Source organism: Priestia sp. 3CA3 (assembly GCF_056836725.1).
This window is the reverse complement of record NZ_JBXENJ010000002.1, coordinates 541,052-555,187: the sequence shown is the minus strand read 5'-3', so window position 1 is coordinate 555,187 and position 14,136 is coordinate 541,052. Positions and strand designations below refer to the sequence as shown.

The following is a 14,136-nucleotide window of genomic DNA, read 5'->3' as shown; positions in this document are numbered from 1 at the left end:
TTCGGCTTTTTCTTTATTTATTCGAACGTTTTAAGATGCTTTTAGCATGTGAAAATGTATCAAAGCTTGCTTTTCCGTGATACGCACCCATTCCGCTGTCACCAACGCCGCCAAATGGAAGGTAGTGAGATGTCATATGGTTAATTGTATCGTTAATAGAACCTCCGCCGAATGACACGCTGTTTAAGATGTGATCTTGGACTGCTTCATCTTCAGAGAAAAGATAAAGTGCTAATGGTTTTGGACGTTTTACGATTGCTTGGATTACTTCTGAGATGTCATCGTATACGATGACTGGAAGAATTGGTCCAAAGATTTCATCTTGCATCACATTGTCTTCCCATGAGATGTTGTCAAGAACAGTTGGTTCAATAAACAGACGAGAACGGTCCGTTTTGCCTCCAAAAACGATATCTCCGTTTGTTAAGAAGCTGTTAAGACGATCAAAATGCTTTTCGCTCACTACGTGAGGGAAGTCTAGATTTTGTGAAACATCTTCGCCGTACGTGTTTGTTACGACTTGTTTTAGGTTAGCTAGCAGTTCGTCTTTTACATTTCGCTGAACAAGAATGTAGTCTGGCGCTACGCACGTTTGGCCAGCATTTGCAAATTTACCGCGCGCAATACGTTTAGCTGCTTCTTCAATATTAGCATCTTCGTGTACAATTGTAGGACTTTTTCCGCCTAGTTCTAGCGTAACAGGCGTTAAATGTTTAGCTGCAGCTTCTGCTACAATTTTGCCGACCATTGTACTTCCTGTAAAGAAGATGTAGTCAAAGTTTTCTTTTAGTAAAGCCGTGCTTGTTTCCACTTCACCTTCGACTACAGTCAAGTATTCTTCAGGGAAGTTTTCATTAAACATCTTAGCAAGAAGGCTTGACGTATGAGGTGTTAATTCAGAAGGCTTTAACACCACGCAGTTACCTGCAGCAATCGCGCCTACTACTGGTGATACAGCAAGTTGGAACGGATAGTTCCAAGGTGCAATCACTAGAGCTAAACCGTATGGATCTTGATAAATGTAGCTTTTTGCTCCAGCATGAGTAGATGGTGTTTCTACTTCTTTTGGCGCTGCCCATTCTGCAAGATTCTCAACTGCAAAGTCGATTTCGCTTAGTACAAGACCAACTTCTGCACGTTTTGCTTCCATTTCTGGTTTGTTAAGATCAGCTTTTACTGCTTTTAAAATGTCGTCTTCATGTCGGACAACAAGTTCTCTTAATTTTTTTAGCGTTTCGATACGGAACGCAACGTCTTTTGTTTTACCGCTGTTGAAGAATGAAAGCTGTTTTTTTGTAAGTTCTTGATAGTTATTCATCAGAAAGTCTCCTTTTACTTCACATTTTTAGCTCTTTACTTATTGAATAGAACTAGCTGCTTATTTCCAAGTCGTAACCGTATTGACCGGTAGACGGTAAGAAGCATGGCCTTCGCTTGCTGCTTTTCCGATTGAGATAAGCATAATTGGAAGATAACGTTCTTTATCTAGACCGAATGCTTCTGCGATTAAGTGTTTTTCGTATCCGCCGATTGGATTTGTATCATACCCGTGAGCACGAGCCACAAGCATAAGCTGCATAGACACAAGACCTGAATCGATCAGCACGATGTCTTTCATATCTGCTTTTGGCATGTTTTCGTAAATCGGCTTAAAGAAATTTAGCTGCTGTTCTTTAATGTCTTGAGGCATATAGCCCAGCTCTACGGCCTTGCCGAAAATCTCATCTGCATATTCAACGTTATTCATATCACCAAACACGGCAATAACAGCTGAAGATGTATGAACTTGTTCACTGTTAAATTTCGCAAGTTCAGCTAGCTTTTCTTTTCCTTCCGGCGTTTCAATTACAACAAAGCGCCACGGCTGCATATTAACAGAAGAAGGAGCGCGCATAGCTTCTGTAAGAATTTCCTCCATTTCCTCACGGCTAATTTTTACTGAAGGATCATATTTTTTAATTGAACGACGTTTTAAAGCAATTTCGTTAAAGTCTTTTGTAGTCATAGTCATTATTCCTTTCTTTTTAGGCGTTAAACATATTTATTGTCATTTCCATATTTTTGATTGCGGACAATTGTTTGACATATCAATAATTGATACATCAACAATATAATACATTGATTTAAGAATTGCAAGGGAAAAAGTTTAAACTTTTGAAGTGGTGTGAATTGGAAGTGTGAAGACTCATTCTCCAGGGAACAAACAACTATAAAGAGAGTAAGGAAAAAAGAAATGATAAAAATGATCAAACAAAAAGTTTGACTACTTTATCTCTCTTGGTTACGATAAGTAACGAAAAGGGAGCAAAATTGAATTTACTGCTCTTTAAATGAATGACAGTTTGACAAAGAAGAGATAGAAAAATGTTTATTCTCTTTTTAAAACTTAAACTGTATCTGTAATTAGTACAGTATAACAAGACATATTAAACAGGAAAAGTAGGAGGACTTCAAGATGTATACAGATTTAAAAGATAAAGTAGTAGTTGTAACAGGCGGATCAAAAGGATTGGGTCGCGCAATGGCCGTTCGTTTTGGTCAAGAGCAGTCAAAAGTGGTTGTAAACTACCGCAGCAACGAAGACGAAGCGCTAGAAGTAAAAAAAGAAATTGAACAAGCTGGCGGTCAAGCGATTATTGTTCGAGGCGACGTAACAAAAGAAGAAGACGTTGTGAACCTTGTAGAGGCAGCTGTTAAAGAATTTGGCACATTAGACGTTATGGTTAATAATGCTGGTGTTGAAAACCCGGTTCCTTCTCATGAATTATCATTAGAAAACTGGAATCAAGTAATTGATACAAACTTAACGGGCGCGTTTTTAGGAAGCCGTGAAGCAATCAAATATTTCGTTGAAAACGACATTAAAGGTAACGTTATTAACATGTCTAGCGTTCACGAAATGATTCCTTGGCCATTATTTGTTCACTATGCAGCAAGTAAAGGTGGCATGAAGCTAATGACGGAAACATTGGCTCTTGAATATGCACCAAAAGGAATCCGCGTAAATAACATTGGACCTGGGGCAATTGATACACCAATTAACGCTGAAAAATTCGCTGATCCAGAACAGCGTGCAGACGTAGAAAGTATGATTCCAATGGGCTACATCGGTAACCCGGAAGAAATCGCGTCAGTTGCAGCATTCTTAGCATCATCACAAGCAAGCTATGTAACAGGTATTACATTATTTGCGGATGGCGGTATGACAAAATATCCTTCTTTCCAAGCGGGAAGAGGTTAATAAATAGAACTGAACAAAAAAGACCTCGGAATATTCCGGGGTCTTTTTTGTATGTAATAAATGTATAGGATATTTACTAAATATTGAAACTTTTGTTGAAGTGCTACGTATATAAGCTAACGACGAATAAAGGACGTGTTGATATGCTCCCGGAAACGATTCAACAAAAAGTAAATCAGTATAGAGATTTTTATATAAGCTTAAAAAATGAGCTCAAATGGAAAGCGGCAGATCACAAGCAGTTTATGGCTATCGCTTCTATGTATGCAGTGAAAGGTAAATCGCTCGAGCTTCAGGATTATCTCGAGTTAAGCGACTATATCAAAAATCAAGTAGGGATGTTTTCTACGTTAAAATCATCACAGCGTTTTACAATAGCAGCTATGCTTGATACTCGCTATGAGAATCCAAAAGAAACGTTTCATGAGTTTCTTGACGTATATGATCAATTGATACAAGGCGGATTTACGAGAGGCGCTTTTACGTACATTGCGGCTTCGGCTATGCTGTCGAATGAGTCAAGCCGAAGTCATAAAGAAATGGTCCGAAGATCCGCAGAAATTTATCAAGGCATGAAAAGAAAGCACCTTTTCCTTACTTCAAGCGGCGATGTACCTCTTGCCGTTTTATTAGCTGAAACGAGCGAGTCTACTGATGATCTCATGCATGAAATTGAACACTTCTATACAACATTGGCACAGCATGGATTTAAAAAAGGAAATGACCTTCAATTTTTAAGTCATATTCTTTCAATCGATAAAAATTTAGATGCAGATACCCTTATTGAAAGATGCGTATCAGTAAAAGAAGCCTGTGAATCGGCAGGCATGAAAGTAAAAGCGATGCATTATCCGGTCATTGGCTTATTAGCACTGTTTGAAAAACCGGAAGCTGAAATTGAACTTATCCATGAAGTGGTGAAGCAGTTAAATGCAGATAAACTTTTTAAATGGCAGAAAGACATCAACGTTATGCTGGGGGTTAATTTGGTTATCAGTGAAAAGCTAAAGGATTCTAGACTGGTCGAAACAGGCATCTATACAACGATTGAAACGATTATTCAAGCCCAGCAAGCGGCTATGCTAGCGGTTATTGCGAGCACTTCAGCAGTTGCTACTACGACTACTACTTGATAAATTAAAGAGCTATAAAAGAGAGAGGGAGACATAACTACATCAATCTAACCTAAAGATGAATCAGTGGGATAAATAGCTCGTAGATCGCTTATGACACATCGGTTGATTTCCATGCAAGGCTTCGCTTTCCGCGGGCGGGCGCTGAGCCTCCAATCAACCGCTGGAAGCAACTGCACATATGAAAGCTACGTTTACTATATCAATGAAAAGATCCGAACGTATTTGATTCTCAACTAAGAACCAAACTCGTTCGGACCTTTCTTCAACTTAAATACTTTTGTCTCATCTTCTCTCTTAAAAAGTATAGACCTCGCCATCATCTGGAACTAAGACACGGGACGCCATATCTTTTTCGTTGATAAAGCTTTTTAACTCTTCTCTTGATAGCGTCCAGTGATTGACAGCTTCCATATGGACAGAAAGAATCGTAGCATGAGGGGCCGCTTTGTGTACTTCGTAAATATCTTCTTTCCCCATCACAAGAGAACCGCCTTCTAAAAACTGATTATCGCCGCCGTTTACGACAATGACATCCGGTTGATGGGTGTTGATTTCTTCTTCAACAGCGGAATACCATACCGTATCTCCAGCTACATAAAGCGTTTTTTCGCTCTTGTGTTTAAAAACAACGCCGCATACTAAACCGGTACGCTTTAAAATTTCTCCTCTTCCGTGTTCACCTTTTGTTTTGGATAATTGGATGCCTTCAAAGACCGTGTTCTTTGTTAGTACTTCTACATTTTTAAAACCATCAGCTCTTACTACTGCGGCATCTTCTTCATTTTGAACGAACATTTTGATATCGTTTGGCAACGCCTGCTTAGCGGCATCGTCAAAATGGTCCAAATGAAGGTGAGTGAGAATGACGGCATCAATACCCTCAATAATCTCTTCAACGGATAACGGTAAGCTTACTAAAGGATTGTTTTGATCTTGTCTGATCGAATTTGGGAAAGGAGGGTACGTTCCTTTCTTCGCTAACATGGGATCAATTAAAAACGTTTTTCCCCCGTATTCAACAAGTAAAGTGGCATTTCGAATATGTGTAATCTTCATCTCTATCTCTCCTTTTTTTGATCTACCTCTAGTTTATAGGATGAGCTGTTTTCAAATACATAAACAAAATCAAGTCTTTTAGCACTTTTACTTGATAAATGAAAGAATAGTACTCAAAAGAAAAAAGAACCGAAACAGTGCTGTTTAGGTTCTTTCTAAGATTTCTTTTATTTCTTTATATACACGTACTTGGTTGCGTCCATGTTGTTTGGCAGCGTACAGGGCGATATCTGCTTTATTCAACAGCTCATCTAACGTTTCATTTTCTTGTTTTTCCGCTTGTGCTACTCCAAGACTTAGCGTAACAGAAATGGTTTTTTCATTAATCAGTAAGGGCTGAGTCTCGACGTGACGGCGAATTTGGTCAGCAAGCGTTTCGCCTTCAGATAAAGTATGGCCCTTTAGCGCGAGTACAAATTCTTCACCGCCGTACCGAGCAAAAAGGGCTCCTTGCGGCAATGCGGACTCGCAGGCTTTTACGACATGTACAAGCACCTGATCGCCGGCATAATGACCATATGTGTCGTTCACTTTTTTAAAATAATCAATATCAAGTAAAAGAAGTGTAAAAGAAGATGCGGACTTTTTTGCTTCATCGAACGCTTGCTTGCTGTGCTGAAAAAATGCCCGACGATTATAGATTTGCGTCAGCTCATCGTAATAAGCTTGATTTTCAAGCTTTAGCTGAAGTCTTTTTAGCTCCGTGATATCTGTAAAAATAAGCAGCAAGCCGTGACTGTTGCTAGCATACTGCAAAGGAGAAGTGCGAACTTGATACGTATAGGAAGATTGATCTTCAGAAAAAAGCTCCAGTTCATGACTGCTTTTTGCATTTTCTAATGCAAAAGGAAACGAACGGCCGGACAGCGTCACCCAAATATCAGCAAAATGTTTTCCAAGCATCGACTTTTTTAGCTGCGGAAACATGTTTTTAGACGCTAAGTTAAATTCAATTAATCTGTAGCTTTCATCGAGCACGACAACGCCGTCATTGATGCTGTTAAATATCGCGTCTTTAGCAACGGGCATAACCGTAAACATACGCGAGGAGTTAATGGACCATAAATATAAAAATGAAGAAACCCATAAAACCATCGGAACTGGATCAATTCCCTGCGGCGTAAAGCCCATTAAATAGATAAAAGCTGTGACGATAGGGACTAATTGACCGACCATTAATGAAATTAACTGCAGGCGGTAAGCTTTAGCTGTTTCTTTCCAGCGGTAAACGGCGAGCAAAAAAGCAACGAACATAGACGAAAAGATGAACATGCCGTGAATTGTGTACCATGGTCCAATTTCTTGATGAACGTAAGGAGCACCTAGAACGGGATCAATTTCAAACACTCGGTAATGAAGGTGATGCCAGTCATTTGTTGCGACCATAATCAAACTAATAAACGGAATGATAAAAAGGGCAAAAATATGTTTTTTTCTTACCTTTATGCCGACATACTGCATAACAAACAGCAGTCCTGCAGGAGGCGAAAAAGGCATGCCCACGTATTGAATAGCGGTCCAAAATTTCATTTCTCCGAGGTTAACGGATAGTAAGCTAAACGCCGCACCCATACAATAAATAGTGGTGAAACCTGTATGAAGAATAAATAAATGCGCAATGTTAGCGTAGTGGTGACGCTTAATAAATACGTAAAAACATAAGTATAGATTAAGAACACCGGACGTACAGATAAGCGTTATATAAGCTGTTAAATCTAAATTCACAATTGTATCCCTCATTAAGAAAGCATTTTTAGTTAAATGTAGCACAGTTGAAATGAAATGTGGATATTTTATGTAGGAAGTTAGTAGCAGTGAAGGAAGTAGATGGGTAGTCTATAAGAATTATCTCTCTTTCACTAGCAGATTATTAAAAATTCAGTATTTTATATATTGACATCGCTTTCATAGTGGAATATAATTTCAGTAATAACTTAAAACTGGATTGTTACTGATTCGATCAGGCATTACCTGTGTTAAAAATACGTGGTGTGTTCACGTCTTTTTAAGATAGGATTTTTACGTTTGTTCTGATGTGGGGGAAGCATCTATGAAATTTGTTAAAGTATTTAATAATAACGTAGCATTGGTCAAAGACTCCTCTAATGTAGAATGGGTCATCATGGGAACAGGCGTCGGTTTCCAAAAGAAAAAAGGTGATCCCGTCGATAAAGCTGTCATTCGACGAAAGTTTATGGCGGAGTCGTCCAATATTCGTAGACCGCTGGCTCAAATTTTAGAGAGCATCAAACCAGAAATTCTCGAGGTTTCTGTAGAGTTAATCAAGCAAGCAGAAAAAGAAATAGGTGAGCCTTTTCGCACCAATATTCACTTGACCCTTGCGGATCACTTGAATTTTGCAATTGAACGAAGTCATAGTGGCCTTGAATATGCGCAGCCAAGCCGCTGGGAAGTTAAGAAACTTTATCCGAAAGAGTATAATGCGGCTGTTAACGCGATTCGGCTGGTGTATGACCGGCTTGATGTGCTTCTTCCTAAAAGTGAAGAGACGTTTCTTACCTATCATTTTGTAAACGCACAGAATGTACAAGCAAAAGTGGAAGAAACGATGAAGATGACTGAAGTGATTAATCGAATTATCGATGTTGTTCAATATCATTTTCAGCTAAAACTTGATGAAGAATCCATGAACTATTCTCGTTTTGTCACACATCTACGATTTTTTGTTTTGCGTCAGCTGGATCAGAACCCACATGTTTTGCCTGAAGTTGATGCTACGCTGCTTGATGTCGTAAAAACAAAGTATGAAAAAGCATATAAAGCTGTTGAAAAAGTGGCTAATTTGCTTCATAAACAGCATGGCTGGTCTTTAACTTCAGATGAAAAGCTTTACTTAACGCTACACATTTGGCGCGTAACGAATCTCGTAGAAACTGAATAAGCATTCTTCATTGGAGGATTGTTACTGACTCGATCAGGCATTACCCAAGCAGGCATTTGCATGTTACAACCATGCGGTGATCTGTTTGGGTTTTTTTATTGAAAAAAGGAGGGATATAAATGAGTTCATATAAAGAAACAGCAAAACAAGTGGTAGATAAAATCGGTGGAGCACAGAATGTTAACCAAGCTTGGCACTGCGTGACGAGACTTCGCTTTAATCTTCATGATAAGAATAAAGTCCAGGTGGAGGAAATTAAGCAAATAAAAGGAGTTATGGGCGCTCAGTTTTCTGGAGATCAGTTTCAAGTCATTATTGGAAATAGAGTGGCTGAAGTGTTTGAAGAAGTTGAACCTTTGGTAGGAAGCGGAAGCGCGGCTGAGGAGAAAAGCGGCACAAAACAAGGCGTTGTGTCACTTGTGATGGACAGCATTTCGGGGATTTTTACTCCTGTTTTACCAGCGCTTATCGGTGCAGGTATGCTAAAAGCTTTTGTCGCTTTATTTGCTACTCTCGGATGGCTGAGCATAGAAAGCGATACGTACGCCGTGCTAAACGCAATCGGAGACGGAGTCTTTTACTTTCTACCATTTTTCTTAGCTGTTTCAGCAGCTCGCAAGTTTAAAACAAATGAATACTTAGCGCTTGCTTTAGCAGCTGCCATGCTGTATCCGACCTTTGTAGATGCGGCGCGAGGTATTACGAAAATAAAAGAATTCACGTTATTTGGAATCAATTTTATATCCATTCCAGTCGTTAACTATACGTCTAGTGTAATACCGATTATTTTAGGTGTGCTGCTAGTAAAGTATGTATATAAATTTGTTCGCTCATGGATGCCGGCTACTCTTACGGTCATGTTTTCACCGTTGCTTGCACTTCTAATTGCTGCACCTATCACGTTATGGATAATCGGTCCTCTTGGAACGTATATGGGAGACGGATTAGCAACTATATTCTCATGGATGTTTGAAACAGCAGGTCCGCTTGCTGGTCTTTTACTGGCAGGTCTTATGCCTCTTATTATTATGACGGGTATGCACTATGCAATAGGTCCAATCGCGATTCAAAATCTAAAAGTGTATGGATTTGACAATGTTTTAATGCCGATGATGTATATCAGCAACCTTGCTCAAGGAGGAGCGGCTTTTGGAGTAGCGTTAAAAACCAAAAATAAAGATTTAAAACAAGTTGCGTTTTCATCAGCTATCTCAGCTGTTATCGGAATTACAGAGCCCGCTATGTACGGGGTGAACATGAAGTTAAAAAAACCTTTTTATTACGCTATGGCGTCTAGTGGACTGCTCGGTGGCTTTGCCGGGTGGTATGGGTTTAAAGCTTTTACACTAGGTGGATTAGTCGGAGTATTTGCGATTCCAACGTTTGCAGATCCAAGCGGAGCAGCAGGCAATTTGATTGTCGCTGTGGCTTTAGCGGCAGCGGCCGTTATCTTACCAGCCGTCTTAGTACTCACTCTTGGATTTAAAGATATTGCTTCAAAAGAACCTGAAAAAAATACAATAAAACTTGGAGAACATGCTGGTAAAGAAGAAGCGCTATTACAAAATGTTTCTCTAGCAGTAGAAGAGAAAAAAGGCGGTAAAACGAAAAGCGTCTTCTCTCCGTTGCACGGCGAACTTGTACCGCTGCAGCAAGTGTCAGATCCAACATTTGCTCAAGAAATTATGGGCAAAGGTATTGCGATTAAACCGAGCGAAAACCGCGTAGTCTCGCCTATTGCTGGAACGATTATGGTGCTGCCTGATTCTCAACATGCAATCGGCATTAAAGGAGAGGACGGAGCGGAAATTTTAATCCATATTGGAATTGATACCGTTTCTTTAAAAGGAGAGCATTTTAAAGCACTGGTGAAAGAAAAAGATCACGTAAATGCAGGGCAGCCGCTAGTTGAATTTGACCGACATGCGATTGCAGAAGCTGGATTTGAAACCGTTACGATGGTTATTATCACAAACACAGCGGAGTATTTAGATGTGCTGCCGGTTAATGAAATAGGTCCAATTTTTGAAGGGGAACAGCTACTTTCTGTAGTCAAATAAATGCTATTTTTACTAAAAATATGAGAAAAGGACGTGGGGACTATGTTAACAAACGATACTGTATTTAAAAAGGGATTTTTATGGGGAGGAGCAACAGCTGCTAACCAAATTGAAGGAGCTTACGACGTTGATGGAAAAGGGCTGTCTACTGCAGACATGATCCGATTTGTACCGAAAGACGAACGAACTGGTTACTCAATGGATGTAAAAGCAGATTATATTGAAGATGTGCTCAACAACAAAGTCAACGATCGTTTTCCAAAACGTACGGCTATCGACTTTTATCATCGCTACAAAGAAGATATGGCATTGTTCGCGGAAATGGGATTTAAAACGCTTCGTATTTCAATCAACTGGGCGAGGATTTTTCCAAATGGAGATGATGCGAAGCCAAACGAAGCAGGGTTGCAATTTTATGATAATCTGTTTGACGAAATGTTAAAGTACGGCATTGAGCCGTTAGTGACGCTGTCGCATTATGAAACGCCGCTAGAGCTTACGCGTAAATACAACGGCTGGTATAGCCGAAAGCTAATTGGCTTTTATACACGCTACGCAGAAACGGTATTTACACGCTATAAAAACAAGGTGAAATACTGGCTGACGTTTAATGAAATTAATGTGATTACGCATAGTCCTTATACGGGCGGCGGTATCTTAGTTGAAAATGTTCCAAATCAGTCAGCGGAACAAATTGCGTATCAAGGAGCGCATCATCAGTTTGTTGCGAGTGCACTTGCAACTAAGCTAGCTCATGAAATTATTCCAGATGTAAAAATAGGGTGTATGCTTGCGCGTATGACAACGTATCCTGTGACGAATCATCCGGACGATATTTTACTAGCTCAGCATAAAAATGACTTGAACTTATTTTTTACAGATGTTCAAGTTCGCGGAGAATACCCAAAGGTAATGGAGCGTTACTTTAAAGAAAACAACATTCAAATCGTAAAAGAAGTAGGGGACGATGAGATTATCAAACAATATCCCGTTGACTTTATTTCGTTTAGCTACTATATGTCTCTTTCTGTCACAACTCAAAGTGAAGAAGACAATGTCCTAGGAAATATGATTGCAGGAAGTGTAAAAAATCCTCATCTTCAAACGTCCGATTGGGGATGGCAAATCGATCCGAAAGGACTGCGCTATACGTTACAAGATTTTCATAACCGCTACGGCAAACCGCTGTTTATCGTTGAAAATGGTTTAGGAGCTCATGACAAAGTAGAAGAAGACGGCTCTATTCATGATCCGTACCGTGTAGATTATTTAAAACAGCATATTGAACAAATGAAAGAAGCCGTTAAAGATGGTGTAGACTTAATGGGATATACAGCGTGGGGGCCTATTGATTTAATCAGTGTGTCAACAAACGAAATGTCAAAACGATACGGCTTTATTTACGTAGATCAAGACGATGAAGGAAATGGTACGCTTGAACGATCTAAAAAAGATTCTTTTTACTGGTATAAACAAGTGATTCAGACAAATGGAGAAGATTTATCTTCATCTACAAAAGTCAAAGTTTCTCAGTAAAAAACACATGCCTGAAAATACGAGATGTCCTTCATCTCCGTGTCTTCAGGCATATTTTTATTGTGAGTCTATTTACGTTTTATAAAGGTGTCACCTGCATTTGTTTCTGTCTGAAAAAGACCCAATCTGTAAAGCCGATTTCTTTAAGACGCTTTTTTACTAGTTCAAAGTCGTCGCCGATGCGTTCCGGATCATGAGCATCGGAACCAAATGTAATGTGTACCCCGTAGTGCAGGGCTCTTTCTAAAATATCATCTGCAGGATACCAGCCTCCGCAGTCTTTGGTTTTGCCTGATGTATTCACTTCTATAGCAATGTCATGTGCCGAAATCACTTTTAGCGTCTGATCGATTACAGCCGTCTCAATAGAAGAAAAAGAGGGATAGAATCCTTTCATGGCATCAATATGGCCAAGAATCTGAAACATTCTGCTTCGGGCGGATTCTTCGATCAATTGATAATACGTTTCTTTCGTGCGCTGCTTTTCTTTTTGAGAAAGTCCTTCCCAGCGCGTTTTATGAAAGATACTGATTTCATCAACTTGATGGACAGAGCCGATTATGTAGTCAAACGGATATTTTTCATAGTGGCTTTGATATATTCCCGCATGCTCAGGAAAGAAATCAGACTCCACGCCTAACAGCACTTCAATTTTCTCTTTATATTCTTCTTTTAGTTTCAAAATCTCAGCTACATATCCGGAGAATGCGCTTTTTCCCATCGCAATGTGAGGATACGGCTGCTCTTCTTCGCTCGCAAAATAAGGAGAATGATCCGAAATCCCAATAATATCAAGGCCTTTATCAATAGACGCCTCTATATAATCTCGAATCGTTCCGCGAGCATGTCCGCATCGGTCGTGATGGGTATGAAAATCAAATTTTAAATCAGCGTTCATGTTTCATCACCTCTGTTATCTTTTTGTGTGGTATATAGAATATTCTACAAAGAAACAAAGTATCCCTCGTAGAAATGGATGAAGAGAATATTTCTTGGCTTGCTGGTGAGTCATCTACTAAAAAAATTGTACAGAAAGAGGTTATTTTATTTAATTTGCCGCAAAAATTGACATGGAATCCATACCAAAAGTTACATTTGATTCGGCAAGCTAAAACGCATATACTACTCATACACGATCTGAAATAACGTTCAGGTAATCGCTGCATCATTTGATGTAGAGGAAAGTCCATGCTCGCACGGTGCTGACATGCCCGTAGTGTTCGTGCCTAGTGAAAAAATAAGCTAGGGCAGCTTGGCTTGTAGCTTAGCTGACGGCGGGAAAAACCACCTACGTCTTCGGATATGGTCGAGTATCCCTGAAAGTGCCACAGTGACGAAGCTTTGCTGGAAACAGCAAAGGTGGAACGCGGTAAACCCCACGAGCGAGAAACCCAAACAATGGTAGGGGAACTGTCTCGAAGGAATCAAACGGAGAGACGGACGGTTACATGCGTAATCGTAGATAGATGATTACCGCCTGAGTACGAGAGTAAAATCGTTTGCAGTACAAAGGTACAAAACATGGCTTATCGAACGTTGTTGAAACAGAGACTGACTATAAAATATGTAACCAAAACAAACCAATGAGGTTTGTTTTTTTGTTTGTTATTTTCAAATCATAGCCGATTCATTAATAGAGTGCTTGAATTTTCCTAACCATAGTATGAGAATTCAAGGTATATGGAAATACATATTGCCTAAATTGAGGTATAGTTTACTTGTACTTACTAATTATGGGGAAAGGGAGAATATTCATGATTAAAAAAATGGAGCATACAGCAATTATTGTTGGAAATATGGATGAGACGATTCACTACTACGGGGATATGTTTGGCTTTAAAGTTCGTCTTCAAGGATCTACCGAAAAAAGAGAGATGGCTTTTTTGTATCTTGAAGAACAGCCGGGTATCGAAATTGAGCTCATTCGAGATATTGATCCGATTGGCGAGTATAACAAAAGCGGGATTGTTAACCACCTTGCCTTTACGGTAGAGGATATAAATAAGGCGATTCAACATTATAAGAGCAAAGGAATTGAATTTTTATCATCGGAGCCTCAGCCAACGCTTGAAGGCGGCCGTATGATTTTATTTCACGGACCTAATGATGAACTGCTGCAGTTAGTAGAACGAGTTAAACTTTAAAAAAGTTTACTTTAAGAGGTACATACAAGAAAAAATACGTTTTACATTCTCAAAAAAGACC

Annotated in this window: 11 protein-coding genes and 1 other RNA gene; 7 read left to right on the top strand and 5 right to left on the bottom strand. The window is 39.5% G+C overall.

Features of this window, described 5'->3' with window-relative positions; translation table 11 throughout:
- Positions 1 to 13: 13 nt before the first annotated feature.
- Both AC1VNJ_RS07945 and AC1VNJ_RS07940 read right to left on the bottom strand, forming a co-directional pair.
- On the bottom strand, positions 14 to 1,318 hold the full coding sequence (locus AC1VNJ_RS07945; protein ID WP_482640564.1) for an aldehyde dehydrogenase: 1,305 nt from the start codon (positions 1,316 to 1,318) through the stop codon (positions 14 to 16).
- Positions 1,319 to 1,378: 60 nt separating this feature from the next.
- Positions 1,379 to 2,005, bottom strand: coding sequence for a nitroreductase family protein (locus AC1VNJ_RS07940; protein WP_080754489.1), 627 nt, complete (start codon positions 2,003 to 2,005; stop codon positions 1,379 to 1,381).
- Between the two features lie 450 nt (positions 2,006 to 2,455).
- Here AC1VNJ_RS07940 and gdh point away from each other — a divergent pair, with 450 nt between their 5' ends.
- A complete protein-coding gene (gdh, locus tag AC1VNJ_RS07935) occupies positions 2,456 to 3,241 on the top strand; it encodes a glucose 1-dehydrogenase (protein ID WP_033580255.1) in 786 nt (261 codons plus the stop codon).
- Between the two features lie 143 nt (positions 3,242 to 3,384).
- Complete coding sequence (locus AC1VNJ_RS07930; RefSeq protein ID WP_482640563.1) at positions 3,385 to 4,374, top strand: DUF4003 family protein; 990 nt, start codon at positions 3,385 to 3,387, stop codon at positions 4,372 to 4,374.
- A 297-nt stretch (positions 4,375 to 4,671) separates the two neighbouring features.
- On the opposite strand, the gene AC1VNJ_RS07925 is transcribed toward AC1VNJ_RS07930, so the two are convergent.
- Positions 4,672 to 5,433, bottom strand: coding sequence for an MBL fold metallo-hydrolase (locus AC1VNJ_RS07925; protein ID WP_482640562.1), 762 nt, complete (start codon positions 5,431 to 5,433; stop codon positions 4,672 to 4,674).
- Positions 5,434 to 5,577: 144 nt separating this feature from the next.
- Positions 5,578 to 7,158 (bottom strand): sensor domain-containing diguanylate cyclase, encoded by a 1,581-nt coding sequence (locus AC1VNJ_RS07920; RefSeq protein WP_482640561.1) that lies wholly within the window; start codon positions 7,156 to 7,158, stop codon positions 5,578 to 5,580.
- A gap of 325 nt (positions 7,159 to 7,483) precedes the next feature.
- Here AC1VNJ_RS07920 and AC1VNJ_RS07915 point away from each other — a divergent pair, with 325 nt between their 5' ends.
- The 3 genes from AC1VNJ_RS07915 (at position 7,484) to AC1VNJ_RS07905 (ending at position 11,931) form a co-directional block, all read left to right on the top strand.
- A complete protein-coding gene (locus AC1VNJ_RS07915; RefSeq protein ID WP_482640560.1) occupies positions 7,484 to 8,335 on the top strand; it encodes a PRD domain-containing protein in 852 nt (283 codons plus the stop codon).
- Positions 8,336 to 8,454: 119 nt separating this feature from the next.
- A complete protein-coding gene (locus AC1VNJ_RS07910; RefSeq protein ID WP_482640559.1) occupies positions 8,455 to 10,395 on the top strand; it encodes a beta-glucoside-specific PTS transporter subunit IIABC in 1,941 nt (646 codons plus the stop codon).
- A gap of 42 nt (positions 10,396 to 10,437) precedes the next feature.
- Positions 10,438 to 11,931 (top strand): glycoside hydrolase family 1 protein, encoded by a 1,494-nt coding sequence (locus AC1VNJ_RS07905; RefSeq protein WP_482640558.1) that lies wholly within the window; start codon positions 10,438 to 10,440, stop codon positions 11,929 to 11,931.
- A gap of 79 nt (positions 11,932 to 12,010) precedes the next feature.
- Here AC1VNJ_RS07905 and AC1VNJ_RS07900 read toward each other — a convergent pair whose 3' ends face one another.
- Complete coding sequence (locus AC1VNJ_RS07900) at positions 12,011 to 12,829, bottom strand: histidinol-phosphatase (protein WP_482640557.1); 819 nt, start codon at positions 12,827 to 12,829, stop codon at positions 12,011 to 12,013.
- 247 nt (positions 12,830 to 13,076) lie between these two features.
- Here AC1VNJ_RS07900 and rnpB point away from each other — a divergent pair.
- An RNA gene (gene rnpB / locus AC1VNJ_RS07895) (RNase P RNA component class B) lies at positions 13,077 to 13,465 on the top strand.
- A gap of 220 nt (positions 13,466 to 13,685) precedes the next feature.
- Positions 13,686 to 14,075 carry a VOC family protein gene (locus tag AC1VNJ_RS07890; protein ID WP_050690910.1) on the top strand — a complete coding sequence of 130 codons (390 nt, stop codon included), beginning with the start codon at positions 13,686 to 13,688 and terminating at the stop codon, positions 14,073 to 14,075.
- The last annotated feature ends 61 nt before the right edge of the window (positions 14,076 to 14,136 follow it).